This is a genomic window from Flavobacterium sp. ov086 (assembly GCF_900187965.1).
Classification (GTDB): domain Bacteria; phylum Bacteroidota; class Bacteroidia; order Flavobacteriales; family Flavobacteriaceae; genus Flavobacterium.
This window is the reverse complement of the sequence record NZ_FZNL01000003.1, coordinates 261,075-283,360: the sequence shown is the minus strand read 5'-3', so window position 1 is coordinate 283,360 and position 22,286 is coordinate 261,075. Positions and strand designations below refer to the sequence as shown.

General features: G+C 34.4%; 19 protein-coding genes. 7 read left to right on the top strand and 12 right to left on the bottom strand.

What is annotated here, in order from left to right:
• Window positions 1-7: 7 nt before the first annotated feature.
• Together CHB81_RS04885 and CHB81_RS04880 are read right to left on the bottom strand one after the other, a co-directional pair.
• Window positions 8-691 carry a response regulator transcription factor gene (locus CHB81_RS04885; protein WP_089350772.1) on the bottom strand — a complete coding sequence of 228 codons (684 nt, stop codon included), beginning with the start codon at window positions 689-691 and terminating at the stop codon, window positions 8-10.
• Window positions 688-1,950, bottom strand: coding sequence for a sensor histidine kinase KdpD (locus CHB81_RS04880; RefSeq protein ID WP_089350771.1), 1,263 nt, complete (start codon window positions 1,948-1,950; stop codon window positions 688-690). Before CHB81_RS04880 ends, CHB81_RS04885 begins: the two co-directional genes overlap by 4 nt.
• A gap of 161 nt (window positions 1,951-2,111) precedes the next feature.
• Here CHB81_RS04880 and CHB81_RS04875 point away from each other — a divergent pair, with 161 nt between their 5' ends.
• Both CHB81_RS04875 and CHB81_RS04870 read left to right on the top strand, forming a co-directional pair.
• The gene (locus CHB81_RS04875; protein ID WP_089350770.1) at window positions 2,112-2,525 is read left to right on the top strand and encodes a DUF1573 domain-containing protein; all 414 of its coding nucleotides are present in this window, start codon (window positions 2,112-2,114) and stop codon (window positions 2,523-2,525) included.
• Window positions 2,526-2,713: 188 nt separating this feature from the next.
• Window positions 2,714-4,294: a murein L,D-transpeptidase gene (locus CHB81_RS04870; RefSeq protein ID WP_089350769.1), complete on the top strand. Its 1,581-nt coding sequence runs from the start codon at window positions 2,714-2,716 to the stop codon at window positions 4,292-4,294.
• Window positions 4,295-4,403: 109 nt separating this feature from the next.
• On the opposite strand, the gene CHB81_RS04865 is transcribed toward CHB81_RS04870, so the two are convergent.
• Window positions 4,404-4,904, bottom strand: a complete 501-nt coding sequence (locus tag CHB81_RS04865; protein WP_089350768.1) for a C40 family peptidase — start codon at window positions 4,902-4,904, stop codon at window positions 4,404-4,406.
• Window positions 4,905-5,125: 221 nt separating this feature from the next.
• Between CHB81_RS04865 and CHB81_RS04855 the strand changes: the two genes are divergently transcribed.
• The 3 genes from CHB81_RS04855 to bglX all read left to right on the top strand — a co-directional run bounded on the left by CHB81_RS04855 (window position 5,126) and on the right by bglX (window position 10,471).
• Window positions 5,126-6,214, top strand: a complete 1,089-nt coding sequence (locus CHB81_RS04855) for an SGNH/GDSL hydrolase family protein (protein ID WP_089350766.1) — start codon at window positions 5,126-5,128, stop codon at window positions 6,212-6,214.
• The gene (locus tag CHB81_RS04850; RefSeq protein WP_089350765.1) at window positions 6,204-7,598 is read left to right on the top strand and encodes a sialate O-acetylesterase; all 1,395 of its coding nucleotides are present in this window, start codon (window positions 6,204-6,206) and stop codon (window positions 7,596-7,598) included. Before CHB81_RS04855 ends, CHB81_RS04850 begins: the two co-directional genes overlap by 11 nt.
• Before the next feature lie 557 nt (window positions 7,599-8,155).
• Complete coding sequence (gene bglX, locus CHB81_RS04845) at window positions 8,156-10,471, top strand: beta-glucosidase BglX (RefSeq protein WP_089350764.1); 2,316 nt, start codon at window positions 8,156-8,158, stop codon at window positions 10,469-10,471.
• 96 nt (window positions 10,472-10,567) lie between these two features.
• On the opposite strand, the gene CHB81_RS04840 is transcribed toward bglX, so the two are convergent.
• Window positions 10,568-10,903 (bottom strand): DUF5615 family PIN-like protein, encoded by a 336-nt coding sequence (locus CHB81_RS04840; RefSeq protein WP_089350763.1) that lies wholly within the window; start codon window positions 10,901-10,903, stop codon window positions 10,568-10,570.
• Entirely contained in the window at window positions 10,903-11,133 is a 231-nt protein-coding gene (locus CHB81_RS04835; protein ID WP_089350762.1) for a DUF433 domain-containing protein, read from the bottom strand. Before CHB81_RS04835 ends, CHB81_RS04840 begins: the two co-directional genes overlap by 1 nt.
• Before the next feature lie 112 nt (window positions 11,134-11,245).
• Between CHB81_RS04835 and CHB81_RS04830 the strand changes: the two genes are divergently transcribed.
• Complete coding sequence (locus tag CHB81_RS04830) at window positions 11,246-12,202, top strand: aldo/keto reductase (protein ID WP_089350761.1); 957 nt, start codon at window positions 11,246-11,248, stop codon at window positions 12,200-12,202.
• Between the two features lie 294 nt (window positions 12,203-12,496).
• On the opposite strand, the gene CHB81_RS04825 is transcribed toward CHB81_RS04830, so the two are convergent.
• The 7 genes from CHB81_RS04825 to CHB81_RS04795 form a co-directional block, all read right to left on the bottom strand.
• Window positions 12,497-13,783 carry a cellulase family glycosylhydrolase gene (locus CHB81_RS04825; RefSeq protein ID WP_089350760.1) on the bottom strand — a complete coding sequence of 429 codons (1,287 nt, stop codon included), beginning with the start codon at window positions 13,781-13,783 and terminating at the stop codon, window positions 12,497-12,499.
• A 231-nt stretch (window positions 13,784-14,014) separates the two neighbouring features.
• The gene (locus CHB81_RS04820) at window positions 14,015-15,259 is read right to left on the bottom strand and encodes a glycoside hydrolase family 26 protein (protein WP_089350759.1); all 1,245 of its coding nucleotides are present in this window, start codon (window positions 15,257-15,259) and stop codon (window positions 14,015-14,017) included.
• Between the two features lie 8 nt (window positions 15,260-15,267).
• Window positions 15,268-15,783: a hypothetical protein gene (locus tag CHB81_RS04815; protein WP_141130360.1), complete on the bottom strand. Its 516-nt coding sequence runs from the start codon at window positions 15,781-15,783 to the stop codon at window positions 15,268-15,270.
• A 50-nt stretch (window positions 15,784-15,833) separates the two neighbouring features.
• On the bottom strand, window positions 15,834-17,024 hold the full coding sequence (locus tag CHB81_RS04810; protein ID WP_089350757.1) for an AGE family epimerase/isomerase: 1,191 nt from the start codon (window positions 17,022-17,024) through the stop codon (window positions 15,834-15,836).
• A 6-nt stretch (window positions 17,025-17,030) separates the two neighbouring features.
• Window positions 17,031-18,221 (bottom strand): glycosidase, encoded by a 1,191-nt coding sequence (locus CHB81_RS04805; RefSeq protein ID WP_089350756.1) that lies wholly within the window; start codon window positions 18,219-18,221, stop codon window positions 17,031-17,033.
• A gap of 28 nt (window positions 18,222-18,249) precedes the next feature.
• Window positions 18,250-19,641, bottom strand: coding sequence for an MFS transporter (locus CHB81_RS04800; RefSeq protein ID WP_089350755.1), 1,392 nt, complete (start codon window positions 19,639-19,641; stop codon window positions 18,250-18,252).
• A 195-nt stretch (window positions 19,642-19,836) separates the two neighbouring features.
• Entirely contained in the window at window positions 19,837-20,967 is a 1,131-nt protein-coding gene (locus CHB81_RS04795) for a glycoside hydrolase family 26 protein (RefSeq protein WP_089350754.1), read from the bottom strand.
• Between the two features lie 303 nt (window positions 20,968-21,270).
• Here CHB81_RS04795 and CHB81_RS04790 point away from each other — a divergent pair, with 303 nt between their 5' ends.
• On the top strand, window positions 21,271-22,149 hold the full coding sequence (locus CHB81_RS04790; RefSeq protein WP_089350753.1) for an AraC family transcriptional regulator: 879 nt from the start codon (window positions 21,271-21,273) through the stop codon (window positions 22,147-22,149).
• Window positions 22,150-22,286 lie beyond the last annotated feature (137 nt).

Sequence of the window (22,286 nt, the reverse complement as noted above, 5' to 3'; positions counted from 1 at the left end):
AAAAAAACTACATCGTAAATCGAAATCCTATTCCGTGTAGGTTTTCTATCGAAATTCCTTTTTCGTTGACCAGAATTTTACGTAAGCGAGAAATAAAAACATCCAGACTTCTCCCCATAAAGTAATCATCAGTTCCCCAAAGTGAAGTCAGAATTTGTTCTCTTTTTAAAACCGAATTTTTATTATCAAGAAATAATTTCAGTAATTCCGCTTCACGTTGCGTAAGGCTGATTTTTTCACTTTCATTAAAAAGAATAAAATTGTTGGTGTCAAATTGATACTTCCCAATTTCGTAAACACATTTTTCTGTTGGAACATTTTTCTGCGAACGTTTTAGGAAGATTTCAATTTTGAGTAATAATTCTTCAATGCTAAAAGGTTTTACCAAATAATCATCGGCGCCAAGACGCAAACCTTTAATACGATCTTCTTTTAAAGTTTTTGCCGAAAGAAAAATAATCGGAATATCAGTATTGGTTTTTCTAATCTCCGTAGCCAACTCAAAACCATCTTTTTTAGGCATCATGATATCAAAGATGCAAATGTCAAAATTCTCTTTTTTAAAAGCTTCCAACCCTAAATTACCGTCGCAACAATGCGTAACGTGATAGTTGTTTTGTTCCAGATTATCTTTGGTCAGGAACGCCAGAGTTTCATCGTCTTCGGTATAAAGTATTTTGAATTGTTTCATTTTTTATAAGGAATTGACAAGGTTATTGTTGTGCCATTTTCTAAATTGTTTTCGGCTTTAATTTTCCAATTATGCAAGTTGCAAATTTCTTTTACATAATATAAACCAAGTCCAAAACCATTTACTTCGTTGCTTTTTTCGTTTTGAGCGCGGTAAAACTTATCAAAGATAAAAGAAATGTTTTTAGAAGCAATTCCAATTCCGTTATCAATAAATTTTAATTTTAAAGTCGAATTTTCTACTAGTATCTGAATTATTATTTCGGGTTTTTCATTACAATATTTTACTGCATTATCCAGTAGATTATAGACTAAATTAGAAAAATGAAAAAGATCCGTTTCTATGTGATATTCATTTGAAACACTTTCAATTTTAATAATTGCCTGAGGATACTTTAACTGAATGTTTTCGATAGTTTCTTCTATAATCGGAACAATCAAAACCGTTTCTTTTTTTAATTCTAAAGGCGTATAATCAGATTTGGCAATGTTTAAAATCTTCTCGATATGATGATTCAGTTTATTACTCTGATTGATAATAATATCCGTATAAGTATATAATTTTTTATCGTCCTTGATCGGATTTTGCTCAATTAAATATTTCGAAGCAATTAAAATAGAAGATAAAGGAGTCTTGAATTCATGCGTCATATTATTGATGAAATCCCGTTGCAACTCAGAGTATTTCTTTTGTTGCAAAAGAGTAAAAATCGAATAAACATAAATCAATAAAATAAAGATAAGCGCTATAGAAAGCACAAACCAAAAACGCATCGAACTGAATAAATAAGTAGTTTCATTAGGAAAGCGTACCGCAAAATAGTAGACTAAATTTTTATGTTTTGGGAAAGAAACTGTTCTTTTTGCTTTTTCCTTGTCAGAAAACGAAATATACTTTCCATACACCATTTCGTCGCTTTGACAGTTGTACATTGCGTATTCAAAATCGGTCGTAATATTCATTTTTTTGAACTCTGCTCTTAGGTAAAATTCTAAAATATCCGGTTCAAAAGCATTGTTGACATTTACGATATAATAATCGTTCGAAATTTTCTGAACAGGATTTTGGCACGAAGACTCATGATCCTTTCCTTCGTATAATTTTCTCGCCACTTCAAGTAAAGCAATATTTGCCTTCTGACTTAGTTTTTTCTGTTCTAAAGTAAAAGCTTCTTTCGTCCAAAGCAATTGCGCTACCAATATGCTGATAATGGCGACAAGTCCCAGAAGGATAATACTATTAAGTTTATTTATTTTCAAGTAAAAGATGTTTTAAAGTGTAATATTAATCAAATTTATAGTTAAAAATGACGATTAACAACTCATTAACAAAGATTTGAAAGCGGTTAACAGCAATTTGATTTTGTCCGAATTATCTTTGAATTATCAATTTGAATGATAAACCATTAAAATAAATAGATATGAAAATGATCAAAATTTCGATGTTGGCTCTAGCTTTAGGACTAATGTCTTTTTCGGCAATTGCACCGGTAGAATCTTTAACTTCTGAAACAAAAGTTGCAGTAACAGCTTCGACTATTGTTTGGAAAGCAGAAACTATTGATGTTGGACAAATTCCACAAGGAACTCCAAAAGCGATTGTTTATGAATTTAAAAACACAGGAAAAACTGCTGTTGTAATCACTAATGTTCAGGGATCTTGCGGTTGTACCGCAACAGACTATACTAAAGAGCCAATTTTACCTGGTAAAACGGCTAAAGTAACAGCAACGTATAATGCCGCTAATAAAGGTGGGTTTACAAAAACAGTTACTGTAACAACAAGTGCCGAAACGGCTCCAAAAATCCTTACTTTAAAAGGAACGGTTATTTAAATAATTAAAGGTTGGTTATAAAGCGAAAAACTCCAAATGTGCCATGTTTGGAGTTTTTTTGTGCCTTTATTTTAAATAAAAAACCAGATTAAACTGTGTTGATTTGGGAGTTTGTAAAGGCAATATTAATTTTTAAGGATATGATTTGTTATTAGTAAAACTTTTCTATTTTTATTAAAAATATTATTATGAAAATTTTGTATCCGCTTGCTGCTGTTGCCATCCTTTTTGTTGCTGTTTCTTGTAATTCTAAAGCAGAAAAAAAAGGGGAGGGATTAAAAAAGAATGCAGAAAAAGTTGTTCCCGAACTTAAAATTACAATTGACAGTTCCAGTATTGCAACTTTTTATGAGACGTATCCTAAATTACAGAAATTTCAAAATGAGGTTTTGGCTTTATACAAGAAAAATAAATCGACCCAATTATGGTTGGACAATAAAGGTGTAGGAGAATTTGGAAACACTTTATTTAATAAATACAAAGGATTAGATCAGGAAGGTTTGAAGGCGAATTTTCCGTACAATGAAAAAATCAATCCTATTTTTGATCATACGATTGATAATAAATTGTCACAAGTTGATACAGATTTGATGATCACCAATTTGTATTTTTATTACGCTCAGAAAGTATCCGGAGTAGACGAGAAAACTACAAAATCATTAGAATGGCTTTTACCTCGAAAAAAAGTAAATTATCAGGTTTTTTCAGATTCCATTTATAAAAACGCTGCGATAAATGACGACAAAAGAAAGAAAATGTTCAGTCAGTATTATAAACTTCGTGACGCACTTCATCAATACAGAGAAATAGAGAAAAAAGGGGGTTGGAAGAATATTGAAGTCGATGAAGATTTTAAAAGCTTCAAAAAAGGAGATTCGGCTGTTGCTGTGGGACAAATTAGAGAAAGGCTTTATATAACTGGAGATCTTAAAGAGGATAATAAAAGTAATTTGTGCGACTCTCTTTTGATATCGGCGGCTAAAAACTATGAAATACATCACGGTTTAACACCAAAAAATATAATCTTACCCGAACATATTGCCGAAATGAATATTCCGGTTTCAGACAGAATCAAAACGATTATTGCTAATATGGAACGTTGCAGATGGATTGACCCTGCACTCGAAAAAGGCACAGAATACATTGAGGTGAATATACCTGAGTTTAGATTGTATTTGATTCGCGACCATCAAATTGCTTTTGTTTCACCTGTTGTGGTTGGAAAAGCGATGACGCAAACCGTTATTTTTAGTGGAATGATGAACAATATTGTTTTTAACCCGTATTGGAATGTTCCAACGAGTATTATAAATAAAGAGATAAAACCCGGAATGGCAAAAAACAAGAATTATTTAGCACAGAAAAATCTGGAATGGAATAATGGTGCTGTTCGCCAATTGCCGGGAAAAAATAATTCGCTTGGTTTAGTGAAATTTTTATTTCCGAATTCAAATAATATCTATTTACACGATACACCTGCAAAAAGTTTGTTTGAAAGAGAAAACAGAGCCTTTAGCCATGGTTGCGTACGTGTAGGAAAGCCAAGAGAATTGGCAATCGAATTATTAAAACAAGATCCTTCCTGGACTCCGGCACGTATTGATAAAGCAATGCACGCAGGAAAAGAAAATTGGGTCAGTTTAAAAAAGAAAGTTCCTGTTTATATTGGATATTTTACTGCTTGGGTAGACCGAAAAGGAGAATTAAATTTTTACAAAGACGTATACCAAAGAGATGAAAGTTTAGTAAAATTATTGACGGAAGAATAGTTAAAAATAAGTTTGCCACTAATTACACGAATTTCCACAAATTGTTATTGTGAATTAGATAACCACATTTAGAAATTAGCGAAAATTCGTGTAATTGGTGGCAAAAAAATCAAGGCAATATGCTAACACATTTATAAAAGCGTTTGCTATAATGTTCAGAATCTAAATCACTAATCGTTACACTTCCGGCTTTTCCGGAAGAAGCGTGTATGAATTTTGATCGCATTCCATTTGCTTCACAAATAATCCCAACATGTCCAATTATGGTATTGTTTTTATAACCGTAGAATACTAAAACGTCTCCAACTTTAAAATCTTCAGGTGATTTTGTGATGCCTAAATTTTTAAATCCGCTGGAACTTCTTGGCACGCTTACATCAAAATGCTGAAAAACATAATTAACAAAACCAGAACAATCAAAACCTTTTTTCGGGTTGATTCCTGCATACAGATATGGAGTTCCTAAATATTGTTTGGCGTATATAACAATAGAATCACGATCTGTTTTAGTTTGAGTTTCCTCAATTTGAATACTTGTTTGATTTTTTTTTATACCGAAAGAAGAAAATAAAACAATTGAAAGGAAGGCTATATAATGGAATAATTTCATTTTTTGAGAAGTAACTGTAAGGTTTAATTTATAAAGATAAGCCGTTGCTTTTGAATATCAAAGGAATGTTTGGCAATGAACTTTTTGAAACTACTATTAAAGCAGAATAAACAATCGTACTGTTTGCTGTTTTTTTATTGCTTTTTGATGTTTTAGTATCTTTCTCTATACTATATTTCGAATATATTTGTGAATTGTATTTATATTTTAACAAATAAATTATGTTTCTCAAGAAAAGCACTTTTTTAATTTCATTTTTACTGATTTCGATTGTTTCGATTTCGCAAAGCAAAATCAATACATTTCTATATGAAGGTCGGGTTGAGAAACTTCAAAACAATAACGTTGTTCTGATCGGAACGGCTTCTTCGGTTTCGTTTAATTTTACTGGAAATGAATGTTCAATTACATTGCAAAGTGTAGATTCTTATGAGCATCATAATTATGTTTCCTTAGTTCTGGACGGGAAATATATTGGAAAAATCAGAATAGAAAAAGGTGCAGAGCAATCTTTCCCGATTAAAATTACTTCAAATAAAAAAGAACATCACCTTGAGATTTATAAAAATACGGAAGCACAAAGCGGAAATGTTTTATTTGCTGGTACAACTGCAAAACTGACTTCGATTTCTGCCAAAAAGAAAAAGAAAATCGAATTTATAGGAGATTCTATAACCTGTGCGGCAGCAAGTGATTCAGTTGATTGTGATAAAGGTGAATACATGGATCATCATAATGGCTATTATGCTTATGGGGCAGTACTTTCAAGAGAAATCGATGTTGATTATTTGATGAGTTCCGTTTCCGGAATTGGAATGTACAGAAACTGGAACGATGAGAATAAAGAAGAAGCGATTATGCCGGATGTTTATCAAAACTTGTATTTGACAAAAGACGCCTCGAAACCCAAATATGATTTTGCTTTTCAGCCCAATATTATCAGTATTGCTTTAGGAACCAATGATTTTTCTGGTGGAGACGGCAAAAAAGAACGTTTGCCATTTAATGCCGAAAAGTATGTTTCGAATTACATTAACTTTATTAAAATGCTTTACGAACACAATCCGAAAGCGCAAATTGTGATTACAAATAGTCCAATGGTTAATGGAGAAAGAGCGATTGTTTTTGAAGATTGTCTGAATAAAGTGAAGAACGCTTTCGCGGAAGATAAAAAACACAAAACGATTCAGATTTTTAAATTTAAACCAATGACGCCAAAAGGCTGTTTAGGACATCCGGATGTTGCTGACCAAAAAGTTATGGCAGATGAATATGCTCCGTTTTTAAAAAAGCTGTTAAATGAAAAATAATATATTTAAGTTTGTTTTCTTTCTGATGATTTCCAGTACTATGATGGCAAACGTTACACTTCCGAATATTTTTGGTGACAATATGGTTTTACAGCGCAACTCTGAAGTGAGAATTTGGGGTTGGGCAAATCCAAAAGAAGAAATCAAATTAGTTTCCAGCTGGAACAATCAGGAATATAAAGTGGTGGCGAATAATCAGGCGCAATGGGAACTTCACATAAAAACTCCCGAAGCCGGTGGACCTTATACCATTTCTATAAAAGGATATAACGAAGTCATACTTAAAAATATTCTGATTGGTGAAGTTTGGGTTTGTTCCGGACAATCCAATATGGAAATGTCTGCAAGTTGGGGAATCGATAATGGCGAAGAAGAAATGAAAAATGCGACAAACCCTAATATTCGTTTTTTTTTAGTTCCGAAATTAACCGCTACAAGTCCGCAGAATAATTTATTGGGAAACTGGACAGAATCGACTCCGGAAACTATGAAATACTTCAGTGCAGTTGGTTATTTCTTTGCCAAACGCTTACGCGAAGAGTTGAAAAATGTGCCAATTGGATTAATATCTTCAAACTGGGGCGGAACTCCTGCTGAAATCTGGATGCCGGAAGAAGTCGTTCAAAATGATCCTGTTTTATTAGAAAATGCCAAAAAACTGAACGAACAAGAATATGGTCCACGTCAGCCCGGGCGTGCTTACAATGCCATGATTTATCCTTTTGCAGGATTTAAAATTGCAGGAACACTTTGGTATCAAGGCGAATCGAATGTTGGATCATTGGTTTATGACAAAACATTATCGGCTTTGATTACATCCTGGAGAAAAGTTTGGCAGGACGAATTTCCTTTTTATTACGTTCAGATTGCGCCTTATAAAACGGGCAGCAATAATTTCTCTAATGTTATAGTGAGAGATTCTCAAAGAAAAATCCTAAAAGAAGTTCCTAAAACAGGAATGGTTCTTACAAGTGATATTTCGGATACAATTGATATTCATCCAAAGAATAAAAAAGATGTTGGAATTCGTTTGGCGAATTTGGCTTTAGCCGACATTTATCCCGAAGCTTCGGGACTCAATCGTAATTTGGTAAATGGACCACTTTTTAAAGGTCTTAAAATAGAAAAAAATAAAGCAATTATTTCGTTTGATTATTCGGAAGGATTGCACTTTAAGAATAAAACATCGAATCAATTTGAAGTGGCTGGAGCCGATGGAATTTTCTTTCCTGCAGAAGCTTCGATCAAAAATAATCAGATGATTTTGACGAGTAAAAAAGTAGACAATCCTGTGAAAGTTCGTTTTGCATGGGGAAATACAATTCAATCGGATTTGTTTAATAAAGCTAATTTACCAGCTTCTTGTTTTACGGAAGAATTTTAGATTTTAGAATGTAGATTTTAGATTTTTTGCCCGCGGATTGTACAGATTTAAAAGGATTGTCACTGATTTTTTTGTTGTTTTATCTTATTTTAGTCAGGCTGAGCGATCCCAAGGCTTCGGGAGAAGTCCCATAAAGTTAAGACACAAAGTTTGTCAATTTCGACCGAAGGGAGAAATCACACTAGTAGCTCGACAAAGATTGGCTACTTAGATTGTAGAGTTTCTTGTGGAGATTCCTCGTTTCTCGGAATTGACAAGATAATGGCGACTTAGATTGTGGAATTTCTAGTGTGATTTCTCCTCTGTCGAAATGACAAGATTGTGGAGTATTGAACTTCTTTTGAATATAAAAAGCTCTCATTTGCCATAAGTCGCGTGAGGGATAGAAGAGAAGAGCCCACAGCCTGACGAAGGAAGTGCGAGGACTTGAAACGAATAGCCCGACCCGCCTTTTTCGGCGGGACACGCCCAAATTACTAAACTCAGAAGCTTAGGGCCTCAGTCCCGAAGCCTCGGGATAGCACCTTTAAAATAAACTATCCGACCATTATACCACTATGAAAAACAATAAAATAATAACTATTGGGATTTTTACCCTGTTTACTGTTGGAAATATGAATGCACAGAAAAAGCCGTATTTGGATAAAAATAAAAGTATTGAAGAACGTATTGATCTTCTTTTGCCTTTGATGACTTTGGAGGAAAAAGTGGGGCAAATGAACCAATATAACGGTTTTTGGGATGTGACGGGACCGGCTCCAAAAGGCGGAACTGCCGAGTTGAAATACGAACATTTGCGAAAAGGCTGGGTTGGTTCAATGCTGACGGTTCGCGGTGTGAAAGAGGTTCGTGCGGTTCAGAAAATTGCGGTTGAAGAAACTCGTTTGGGAATTCCATTGATTATTGGTTTTGATGTTATTCACGGTTATAAAACGTTGAGTCCAATTCCGTTGGCAGAAGCGGCGAGTTGGGATTTGGAAGCGATTAAAAAATCGGCGGCCATTGCGGCTGACGAAGCTTCGGCATCTGGAATTAACTGGACTTTTGGCCCAAATGTCGATGTGGCAAACGATGCGCGTTGGGGCCGTGTAATGGAAGGTTCAGGTGAAGATCCGTATTTGGGAAGTAAAATTGGTGCTGCAAGAGTTAAAGGTTTTCAGGGCGAAACCATTGCCGATTTGGCTAAAATAAATACAATCGCAGCTTGTGCAAAACACTTTGCTGCTTATGGTTATGTTGAGGCCGGACTGGAATATAATATTGTAGATATTAGTAATTCTAAATTATACAACTCGGTTTTGCCGCCTTTTAAGGCAACTGTTGATGCAGGAGTTCGTACGTTTATGAATTCGTTTAATACCTTGAATGGCGTTCCGGCAACAGGAAATGTTTTTCTGCAAAGAGATATTCTAAAAGGGAAATGGAAGTTTGATGGTTTTGTGATTTCTGATTATGCTTCGATTCGCGAAATGATTGCGCACGGTTATGCAAAAGATGAAGCTGATGCAACTGCAAAAGCGGTAATTGCAGGTTCTGATATGGATATGGAATCGTATTTATATGTGGCAAAATTAGCTGCTTTGGTTAAGGAGGGAAAGGTAAAAGAATCTTTGGTTGATGATGCAGTTCGTAGAATTTTGCGTGTGAAATTTGAATTAGGATTGTTTGATGATCCTTATAGATATTGTGATGAAAAGCGTGAGAAAGCAGTTATTGGAAGTAAAGCTAATAATGACGTCGTTCTTGATATGGCTAAAAAATCTATTGTTTTATTGAAAAATGCTTGTCCGCCGGGGCGGAATGAGAATTTGCTTCCGCTGAAAAAATCAGGACAGAAAATTGCTTTGATTGGCGCTTTGGCAAATGATAAAAATAGTCCGCTTGGTAGCTGGAGAATTGCGTCGGATAATAATACGGCGGTTTCGGTTCTTGAAGGAATGCAGCAATATAAAGACAATCAGTTGACGTTTGAAAAAGGTGCTGATTTAATTGTTGGGAAAACGAGTTTCTTAGATGAGGTGATTTTTAATACCACTGATAAAAGCGGATTTGAAGCTGCAAAAACAGCTGCTAAAAATGCAGATGTTGTGGTAATAGTTCTTGGAGAACATGGTTTTCAAAGCGGCGAGGGCAGAAGTAGAACAGATCTTAATTTGCCTGGAGTTCAGCAAGAATTGTTAGAAGAAATTTACAAAGTAAACCCAAATATTGTTTTGGTTTTAAACAACGGACGCCCGTTAAGTATTCCGTGGGCGGCAGAGCATATTCCTGCAATTGTCGAAGCTTGGCAATTAGGAACTCAAACCGGAAACGCTGTTGCGCAGGTTTTATATGGTGATTATAACCCGAGTGGAAAATTGCCTATGTCTTTCCCCAGAAATGTGGGACAGGTTCCAATTTACTACAACAAATACAGCACGGGAAGACCAATTGACGTTGATAAAAATGTGTTTTGGTCGCATTATACAGATGTTGCAAAAACACCTCAGTTTCCGTTTGGTTTTGGTTTGAGTTATACTAGGTTTGATTATAAAAACTTGAAATTAAACAAAAGTGCTTTCGCAAAAGGTGAAAATGTACAAGTGAGTATTGAAGTTACCAATTCAGGAAATTATGACGGAAAAGAAGTCGTACAATTGTATATTCATGATGAATATGCGAGTATTGTTCGACCAATAAAAGAATTGAAAGGTTTTGAATTGGTAAACCTGAAAAAAGGAGAAACTAAAACAATTAATTTTACCTTAACGGATAAGGAACTAGGTTTTTATGATAATGAAGGAAATTATTTAGTAGAACCAGGAACTTTTAAAATCATGGTTGGAGGAAGCTCTGATAAAGGTTTAACGAGTGGTTTTGAGATAAAAGAGTAAAGTTTTTGCCACAAAGACACAAAGACGCCAATTTTTTTTCGCCACGAATTCACGAATTAATTGTTTGAAAATTTGTGAATTCGTGGCGATTTATTTTTAATAAATTTCTAAAATCATTAATTGATCATTAGAAATAAAAGATTCTATAATTTCTTTCTTTGAAATTAGAAGTTCAGCAATTTGCTTAGTGTTTTTATTGAAAGTTTTTAAAATAATAACTTTTGGAGGTGCTCCTTTTAAAAGTAACAATTTTTCAAAATCGTCATCATGAGTAAGTATTGTAAAATTATTTTGCTTGGCGAATTCCCAGATTTCAATATCTTTTGCAGGTTGAGCTACTTTGATTTCATTAGAATGCAAGCAATCTGAAAAATTATTTGCGATAAGTTTAATTATTCTCCATGAGATATTTGCATCCAAAAGTAATTTCATTACGCTGCAATTATTTTGGTAATATTTTCTCTATTTGCAGCAAAAGCCAATGCAGCAAGAATATGCTCTTTCTTTAATTCAGGAAAGTCTTCAATTATTTCGTCAAAAGACATTCCTGTAGAAAGCCATGAAAGAATATCTGCAACACAAATTCTAGTTCCGGAAATAACAGGTTTGCCAAATCTGATATCCGGATTAATTGAAATTAAATTTTGCCAGTTATTTTCCATAATTTTATTATTTAAACAAATTTACAAAAATTAAAGGGTAATTTGATTTTAATTAATTAGGATTGTTTTTACCTTTAAAACCTATTAATCTTCCAACCATTAAATCAAAAAAATGAAATATAACAGATGTGGAAAAAGCGGGTTATTATTACCTGAAATTTCTTTAGGATTATGGCACAATTTCGGCTCAGTTGATAATTTTGATAATGCAGAATGTATCGCTGTAGAAGCTTTTGATAAAGGAATTACGCATTATGATCTTGCTAATAATTACGGACCGGTTCCGGGTTCTGCAGAGACTAATTTTGGTAAAATTCTGTGGCATAATTTTCAGGGAAATTTGCGTGATGAAATCATTATTTCGACCAAAGCCGGTTACACCATGTGGGACGGACCTTATGGCGATTGGGGTTCCCGTAAATATTTATTGTCGAGTTTAGATCAGAGTTTGAAAAGGATGAAAGTTGATTATGTAGATATATTTTATTCGCATCGCCCGGATCCTGAAACGCCCATTGAAGAAACGATGCAGGCTTTAGATTATGCGGTAAGAAGCGGAAAAGCTTTGTATGTTGGAATCAGTAATTATTCGGCAGAACAAACTCGTGTTGCGGTTGATGTTTTAAAACAATTAGGAACACCTTGTTTGATTCACCAAGCAAAATATTCGATGCTGGAACGTTGGGTTGAAAATGGTTTACTGGATGTTCTCGAAGAAAAAGGAGTAGGCTGTATTGCGTTTTCGCCTTTGGCACAAGGACTTTTAACCGATAAATATCTAAACGGTATTCCGGAGAATTCAAGAGCACATAATCCAAACGGACATTTAAAAGAAGATGAGGTTACTTCTGAAAGAATCCAGAAATTAGTTCAACTGAATGAAATTGCGCAAAATCGTAATCAATCTTTAGCACAAATGGCTTTGGCGTGGCTTCAAAAAGACAAACGAATTACATCGGTTTTAATTGGTGCAAGTTCCGTGAGACAGTTAAATAATAATATTGATTGTTTGCAAAGTTTGGAATTTACACATGATGAATTGAATGCAATTGAAAAAATATTAGCATAAAATTTTTATACACATATACCGTAGGGTAATGTCATTAAGTTAAGCTTTTAGAAAATAAAATTATTGCAAATCAAATCCGTTTTTATCCGCGTTTTTACGAAGTAAATCTGTTTTATCCGCGTCAAAATTAGACGCTGATTTTACTGATTCGCTAAAGCGAAAACGCTGATAAAAGCGGATTTTTCTAATTACTTTCTTGATTAAACTGTTAAGTGATTTTATAGATTCCCCCTTAATTTAAAGACATTGACTGTAGAGACGCACAGCAGTGCATCTATGTCATGTATGTTAAAATTATTTTTTCAATTCCTGATTGTATTTTTTCACAATCTCTAATGTTGATTTATCCGAAGAAAAAACCGAGTTCAATCCTTGTGGTTCTTGCGGAGGATCAGTTGTTAAAGGATCTCCGGGATTCCATTTTCCAGTTGTGTTAACCGCTTTTCCTTCTCCACCAAAACCCCAGAAATTTGCCGCTTGCAATGGACCATTATTTTTACGGCTTTCAGCAACACGGTTAAAAATATAATTATAAAAAATATCTCTATTCGCAACAGCTGCCGTTGATAATAAACTTTCGTTTTCTCTTCCCAAACCAAATTCTTCAATAATAATAGGGCGTTTCAAATTATTGGCAACTTTGATGTGATCGTCAATATATTTTCCGGCATTTTCCAGCGTTGTTGGTATTGTTTTTTCAGCGTTATCAGCTTTAAACCAACCCCAGTTTTTGGGCCAAATGTGCATTGTCAAATAATCAATTTTCGGGTTTTGATGCGTCCTTTCGAAAATTTCCATGCTATCATTTGAACTATTTTTCCCTTCAGAACCTGTAGAAATCAAGTGGTTTTTGTCTAAACTATCAATTAAATCCACAATATTATTTAGCCAAACCGTAAATTTCGCCTCATTTTCGACTGTAAAAAGTCTTGGTTCATTTCCAACTTGCCACGCCATAATCGTGTTATCTTCCGTGTATTTTTTGTGCGAATAGGCATTTGTTCGTCCAATGATAAACTTCACATGATTCTCCAAACCTTTCATGCAAGGCTCACAGCTATAAAATTGCTCTGTATAAGCCATAAATTGTGGCCACGTATTTGGGGTAATATTCGGAATCGGAATTGGACCTTTGCCGTTCCATTCTAAATATTGTGACATTCCGCCCGACCATTCCCAATTATTGGTCAAATACAAAACCGCATACATCTTGCGTTTACTCATTTCACTGATCAGAAAATCCAAGCCATCAAGCAAATCTTCATCATACTTTCCCTGTTCGTATTGTAATGCCGGACGAACGGTAAAATCATATTTTCCGCCATCGCCGCCAACTAAAATTCTAAGGTTATCGATTCCGTATTTCTGCATCAAATCCAGTTCACGAAGCAATCTTTTTCGGTCGCCCACTTTTTTCGAAGCCAATAAACTTCCGTACCAATAATTCGTTCCAATGTATGCGTACGGTTTATTGCCTTTGTAAAATTGTGTTCCTTTCACCGTAATTCTTTCCTGCGCCTGACAAGCGATTGTAGAAAAAATCAAAGCAAATAGTAGCGTTTTTAGAAGTATGTTTTTCATTAGTTATTTTTTTACGAGCTATTTCCTGCTCCCGAAGCTTCGGGACGTTTCAATCTTTTATCCGCTGCGGCGGATAAAAGGATTTCCGCTTCTATCAGGGCTAGGTTTTTTAAGGTTTTATTCGTCTTTGCGAGGAACGAAGCAATCTTATCTCTAATGTTTTTTCCTGTCAAATCGGCTTATTGTTAGTGTGATTGCTTCGTTCCTCGCAAAGACATGCAGGACTTATTTTTACTTCGGCAATTCATACATCTTCGGCAATGAATTCAATAATGCCGATTTTGATTTTGTTGCAAATGTTTTAAAATCTGCAGCATTCGAAACAGAGCCATTTGGAACAAAATAGGCATCTTTAGAATTAGTCCAGAACATTACGTAGCTAATAGAGATCGTAGAATCATATCCCTGAATATTGTTTATTGCTCCATAGAGATAATTCGAAAACCAATCCGTAACGGGAGGTTTTGTTGCTGTAACCTGATATCCGGTTTCTGTCAATGCCGAAATTTTTACTTTATCAGCTGCAAGAGATCCAATCATTATAAGTTTTGTATTTGCTTTCGTTGCGCCAGTTTGACCTTGGTTATCAAAATCACCATAATTATCCATTCCAAGAACATCAACATATTTATCGCCGGGATATCGACTTAAGTAATTTTCGGCAGTTGTATAGGAGTTATCAGGCGAAAAAGCATATAGAATGTTGTGAACGCCTTTGGTGTTTTTTAAATAATCAACTGTAAATTGATATACTTTTTTGTAATCATCGGCAGAACAAAAATTAGCACCCCACCAAAACCAACTTCCATCAAATTCGTGAAAAGGTCTAAAGATTATCGGAATCAATTCTCCATTTGCACCTTTTAAATTCAAAAACACACTGGCAACTTTGTCTAGTTTTTTCTTGTACCATTCGTGATTTATTCCTCCAGGCAAGATACTTTTAAAAGCTGTTGCTTTTTGATCTGCCGTCATATCAGCCGCATAAAAGGAATCTTCCTTGTTAGGTTCTCTCAAATGCCATGAAAAAGTATTGATCATACCTTTCGCGTAAGCGGCTTTTACATCGCTAATTGTTTTTTGTTCTTGTTGATAAAACCAATTATCAGCCTGATTGTTATTATTTTTGTCAGTAATAAATATAAAATCAGAACCTAAAAGCGCAGGATCAGAACCTGTGTTTTTCTTAATATCTGAATCTCCGCCATTATCCTGATAAAAATTATTTAAAGCGTCTTGTTGACCAATCGCAACTTTAGTTTTGGCGAGCTTTTTTAAATTATAAAATAAAGCTACGGTTTCTTTTGTAGCATTTGCATCGACCATATATGTGGTGACATTTTGAGTGGTCAAAGGATCCGTTTCTGCCGGTGGATTAGTTATAACTTCTTCATTGTTTTCTTTATCAGAGGAACAACTTGCTAATGTCAAAACTAATAGACTTATAAATGCTATTTTAAGAAATGTAATTTTCATTTTATGTGTTATTTAGAAACTGTTATTGCTTTAGCATCATCAAAATAAATTGATCCGTTAGTTTGTGCCAACGCCAGCATGATTCTTATTTTTTGCGTATTTTCAGGGATATTTATTGTTCTTTTATACAATGTCCAAGGTGTAGTTCCTTTTACTTCTGCAATATTTTCAGAACTAATTTTCTTTTCGCTATTATCTGTAAATTCAACAATCATTGCACCGGCTTTATAAGCTTCTTTCTGTTCTTCGATACTTTCTGTCTTGATCCAGATGCTAAATTCTATAGCAAAAGTATTTTTAGGAATTGTAAGGATTTGATCGATGGCTTTCCATTCGGCTCCAACAAATTGATTAATTGCCGCGCTTTTTTGTCCAAATTTTTTGTCATAAGGAGAAATTGTAGCAATATCTTCTCCGCGCCAATTTGTAAAATCACTTTCAAATCCACCATTTTTGATCAAGTTGGTTTGAGCATTTGCTATTGTAGTTAGAAATAGTACACTAAAAAAAAGAAATCGTTTCATAATCATTATTTTTTTAATACAATAAAAATCAGTTTTTGAAATAAAAATAATTAGTCTTTTATTCTTTGAATAAGTTCCAGACAAGCGCGACTATTATGATAAGGACATTTCCAGAAACCTGCTTTGTCTTTTTCTATTAAAGAATTATCGCGATAAATTCCCCAGAACCATTCTCCGTTTTGTTTGTCCAGAATGTGTTTTTGAATGAACTTCCAGTTTTTAAAAACGATGTCCAGATATTTTTGATCGCCGGTTAATTGATACGCATTATAAAAACCAATTAAAGCTTCGGCTTGAACCCACCAATGTTTTTCGGCAATTAATTCGTTCTTTTCAGGATCAAATTCGTACCATAAACCGCTATCAGAATCCAGACCTTCTTGGGTAACTTCGGCCATTTTAATGGCGTGTTTTTTATAATTGGCGATTAAATTTTCATCTTCAGAAATTTCGGCGCATTGCAGTAAAAGCCACGCTGCTTCAATATCATGGCCGTATGAGATCACATCTGGTTTTTCGATCCAGTTTTCATCAAAAAACAAACGTAAATGTCCAGTTTCGGTATTTATGAAATGTTTTTCGATTGTTTCTAATAATTCGATTATATCGCTTTGCAGTTTTTTATCTTTCCATGCTTTAAACAAATTCGCATACGCTTCAACAATATGCAAATGCGTGTTCATGGTTTTCTTTTCGTTGGCATCTTTATCGCTCAAACGCAGATCTTCAATAGGTTGCCAATTACGGGTCAAAGCTTCAAAATAGCCTTTGTTTTCAGGATCGTAACTGTGTTCCTGAATTTTTAAATACAGATTGATGGCTATTTCTAAAGCTTTATCTTCTTTAGAAATAGCGTAATATTCAGATAATCCGTAGATCGCAAAAGCTAAAGCGTAAATTTGATTTTTAGTATCTTTTGGCGTTTTATCAGCATTGATACTCCAGAATAAACCTCCAAATTCATCGTCGTAAAAATAATCTGAAAGAAACTCAAAAGCACGTTTGGCAATTTCTTTATGACTTTCGTTTTTTGTGATTTTATAACTGGACGAAAAAGTCCATAAAATTCTGGCGTTTAATACAGAACCTTTTTCGGTATTAACAATAATATGATCGTTGAAATCAATTTGACCAACAAAACCGCCATTTCGAGTGTCGATAGTATGTTTCGACCAATATTCTAAAATTGAATCCAGTTCGGCCGATAATTCAGCTTTAAGTTGCTTTAGTTTTGTTGGCACGACGATTTAAATTGTGTTGTTTTTATCAATTTGGCTGATGATTGTTTTTACTGAACCCGCAGAAATAAAAGTATCCGATGGTGCATTGGTAACATAATCAACTAATTTTTCTACAGACGAAACTGCAACGTGCATTCTCGTGTCTGATGAGGCATAATAGATATAAACGGTTCCGTCAGTATCTTCAATCCATCCGTTTGAGAATAAAACATTCGAAACGTCGCCAACTCTTTCAATTGCTTCCGGACCCATAAAATGTCCGGCAGGAACGTGTGTTACTTTGGTAATATCATCAAGATCTGTCATAAACATATAAAGCGTGTAGCGCAATCCTGCTGCGGTATTACGAACTCCATGTGCCAGATGCAACCAGCCTTTTTCTGTCTTAATAGGAGCAGGGCCAAGACCATTTTTCAATTCATAAATGGTATGATATTGTTTTCCGAATATGATTTTCTCGTCTTTTACAACTGGATTTGTCATATCGTCAACATAGCCTAAACCAATTCCGCCGCCAGATCCAACATCAATAAAACCATCTTGCGGACGTGTGTATAAAGCATATTTTCCGTTTACGAATTCCGGATGTAAAACTACATTTCGTTGTTGACCTGTATTCGAAATTAAATCCGGCAATCTTTCCCAGTTTACTAAATCTTTCGAACGTACGATTCCTGCATTGGCTACAGCCGAACTTGTATCGCTTTTTGGAGCTTTTGGATCTTTTCTTTCAGTACAAAAAATTCCGTAAACCCAACTGTCTTCGTGATTAATCAAACGCATGTCATAAACATTTGTATCCGGTTCTGCGGTTTGTGGGATGACACATGGTTTGTCCCAAAACTTAAAGTTGTCTACGCCATTTGGACTTTCCGCTATAGCGAAAAAAGATTTTCTGTCGATTCCTTCTACGCGAACGGCAAGCAAAAATTTTCCGTTCCATTTCATTGCTCCGGCGTTAAAAGCGGCATTCATTCCAATTCTTTCCTGTAGAAACGGATTGGTTTTTTCGTTCAGATCAAAACGCCAGTTTAACGGTACATGAGCTGCTGTAACAACTGGGTTTTTATAGCGCTCGTATATACCGTTTCCAGCTTCATCCTGAGGAGCGTTTTTTTGCTCAATCAGTGTTTTATGTTGTTTTTCTAAGGCTACTTTTCTGTCTTGAAATGTAGTTGAAGAGGTTATTGTTGTCATATTAATCGATTTCTGTATCTGTATAATTTTAATTGCTCTGGTCTCGTTTTTCGTCTAAATCTTGTTCTATTATTTGAAGTTTTTCTTCGGACAAAGGATAAAACAAAATGAATAGAACTGATATTATGGCTGCAATTGCAGGAAGAATACTTAGCATTAATTGAATTCCGTTTTGAGTTACTGCCGTTTGCTCCACATTTGCCTGAAAACCATAATAACCTAAAAGCCATCCGGTTCCTGCGCCACCAATTGTCCATCCAAATTTTTGTGACATTGATGATGCTGAGAAAACTAATCCCGTTGCTCTGCGCCCTTGTTTCCATTCTGAGTAATCAGCGCTATCTGCATACATCGACCAGATTAACGGGAAGATGCAGCCGGCACAAATGCTGATTAAAACCTGAAAACTCATGATCAGGAAAACATCTTCTTTTCCGAAGAAATAGAAAATCAAACTCAGTATAGCGGCTAAAGTCATGGCGCCAAAAAAAGTTTTCTTTTTCCCGATTCTGTTCGCGATTGGCGTTGCAGCTATAACTCCAATAATATTGGCTGCTTGTCCCAGAACCAAATAAATGGAAGTTGGTGTCATATGAAAATCGGTTCCAAAAAGAGAAAAATCGAAGTTTACACTGCTGCTTACATAATATTTAAAGTAATAAACCGCGGCACCATCACGGATTGAATTGAAAACTAAAGCTCCAATTCCGGCACCTAATAAAATCCACCAGGGTTTATTTTTTAGTAGGTCATTTAAATCTTCTTTTAAGTTATTTTTTTCGTCTGAAATTGGTTTAACCCTTTCTTTAGTAAAGAAAAAACAGCCCCAGAAAAAAGCAGTTGTAATTACTCCAAAAACAGAGATTGTAGCTAACCAGCCTGTTTTAGAATTTAAGCTTCCGCCGAAGTAATTTACTAAAGGTTCTATTAGCCAAAGCGCTAGTAAACTTCCGCCAAAAGCAAAAACCATTCTATAAGAAGATAATGTGGTTCTTTCTTTTCTGTCAGATGACATAACGCCCAAAAGTGATGCATACGGCACATTGATTAACGAATATATCATCATCATAGCTGAATAGGTTACGTAAGCGTAGATTATTTTTCCTTTTTCATCAAAGTCCGGTGTATAAAAAGTCAAAACTCCAATCACGGCAAAAGGCACGGCAATCCATAATAAATAAGGTCTGAATTTTCCCCATTTACTTTTTGTTCGGTCAGCAATGATTCCAACAATTGGGTCAAAACAAGAATCCCAAATTCGGGTAATCAAAAACATGGTTCCTACTACAGCAGGCGCCAATCCGAAAACATCGGTGTAGAAAAATAGAAGATACATGCTGAAAATTTTCCAGAACATGGATGATGCGGCGTCTCCAAGGCCGTAACCTATTTTTTCTTTTAAACTAATTTTGTCGTGCATTTGGCTTTTTTTAAAGGTTGTGGTTTAGATTTTGCGTAATTAGTAAATTAATTGTTTTAACACATAGAAACATAGATTTTGCAAAATCAAAAGAGACGTTTCACTAATTTGGAATTCACATTAGCATTTCTATGGGGGAAGAAATGTATTTCTGTTAGTTTCCTTTTTTAGGTGAAAAATCTATGTTTTATGTATTTAATTTTTTTTAATATCTTTTTCAAATAGCGTTTTATCCAAATTATAAAAATCAATAAAATCTTTCTCGCTTACCTGACCGGAATATGGCGCGTAGTAATGCATCTTTTTTTCTTTTTCCTGCCAGCCGTGATTTCTCCACAATAAAATATAAGATATTTTATAATCTCCAATCGCTTTATCCAGAGTTCCTGTCCACCATTTTGGATCTGGAATTGCTTCGTAACCTGCTTCGGCAATGGCTATTAATTTGTGTTGTTTTGCTCCAAGCTCATTTATAATCTTAAGCTGGTTTTGCACTTCTTCAACAAACTTTTTACCTTCTTTATCATCATTATTCTGATAAGAATCAAAACTTAAAATATCGGCATAATCATCACCGGGATAATTAGCCAGAAAATCTTCTTTTGAGTTGAAACTGCTTGTATTATAAATGTAAATTAGGTTGTGAACGCCTTTTTTCTGCAAGTAATCAAAAGTGAATTTCCATACTTCTTTAAATTCTTCGGGAGTACAATTTCCTTTTCCCCACCAAAACCAACCTCCGGTAAGCTCGTGATAAGGTCTAAAAAGAACGGGAATATTTTTTCCTTTTTTATCTTTTAAGGATAAGAGATAATTGGCTGCTTTGTCTAACCAAATGGTAAATTTTTTATTGTTTTCTCCGCCCGGTAAAACTGTTTTAAGTGAATTAGGGACGTTATCCCAGGCACTTTTTCCGGTTGCAGGATTATCAAAATGCCAACTAATGGTTGTGATTCCGCCTCTTTCGTGGCTTTCCTCAATGTATTGCTTCATTTTTGTAAATGGAATTCCGTCTATATTAGTAGGACTGTCTTTTTCTAAACCTGCTAAATCCCAGCCATAGACACCAGGATAATCTCCAACAACATCTTTTACATCGCTGCGACCGTCTTCGTATCTCCAGTTTACACCATAAGCAAGATCATCCTGATGTCCAAATAGGTATCCTTTTTGGCTCAACTGAATCAGTTTTTTATATAAAGAAACTGTCTCGGGTGTTGCTTTTTTATCTGAAAGTGACAAATTAGTATTACTAATAATAGGCTTTGCAGAACAAGAAGTTGCTATAAATAGGGCTGTAATTAGCGTTATTATGTTTTTTTTCATTGCGAATGCGCTTGTTTATCAGTGTAATAACTACACTTTTGTAAAATGATAAGGGTTTAAAAAGGGCTGATTTGTCAATCGAAAATTCGATACCATTTTTAGATTAAAATTATCAAAACTATAAAAACATATTGTATTAAAAATGATTAATGTTTATTATCAATGCTGTTTTTATAAAATTGATAATTCTATTTTTCAAAGATAATCGGATGTTTATCGTCTAATTAATATTATTTTATCAATTATATATCATATTATTGCAAACAAAAAAATCTAATATCACTTCATAAAACCGTTTTAAAGATGAGTAGTTCTAAAATTTTTTATAGAGAAATCGCTCCGCTGTCAGCCGGAGATAGTTTTTTAGTGTTCGACAGAGTAAAAGATAGCTTTGATTTTCCGGTGCATTATCATCCGGAATTTGAGATCAATTTTATTTTAAACGGGAAAGGTGTGAAGCGTGTTGTGGGGGATAATATTGAAGAAATTGATAATGTTGAATTGGTTTTGATTGGGCCAAATTTATACCACGGTTGGGAATTGAATAAATGCACGAGCAAAAAAATCCACGAAATAACGATTCAGTTTCATAACGATTTATTTCATGAATCTTTATTGTCAAGACGTATTATGAATCCTATTCGGGATATGTTTAACAGATCTATTCACGGTGTTTTATTTTCGAAAAAAGTGGCCGAAGAATTAACTCCAAGACTTGTAAGTCTTTCTAAATTAGACGGAATGGATTATTTTTTGGAAATTACTTCTTTATTATATGATCTGGCAAATTCCAGAAACCAACGTTTGCTTTCGACTTATACGGTAGATTATGATACGTTTGATGATTATGATAAAATGAAGTTAGTTTATGAATATGTACAAAAACATTTTGCCGAAAAAATCACTTTAGAAGATGTAGCAAATGTTGCGAGTATGTCTATTATTTCTTTTAATAGGTTTATTAAAAAACGTACGGGGAAAACTTTTGTGAATTATATTAATGATATCCGTATTGGATATGCTGCCCGCTGGCTTGTAGAAAAGGATATGAGTGTGTCTGAGGTGGCTTTTAAATCTGGCTTTAATAATATTGCAAACTTCAATCGTAGTTTTAAAGCTACTAAAAACTGTACGCCTAGTCAATATAGAGAAGATTTTTCTGGGTTAAAACGTATTTTATAATGATACTTTTTTTGCACAAACAAATATTATTTTTAACGAAATCGATTGCTTTTTCGATGATTCGTTAATTTTAATTTATAATTCTTAGTGGTTTATAGGATGGTGATTGCGAATAATGTAATTTTTTATAGCTTTTA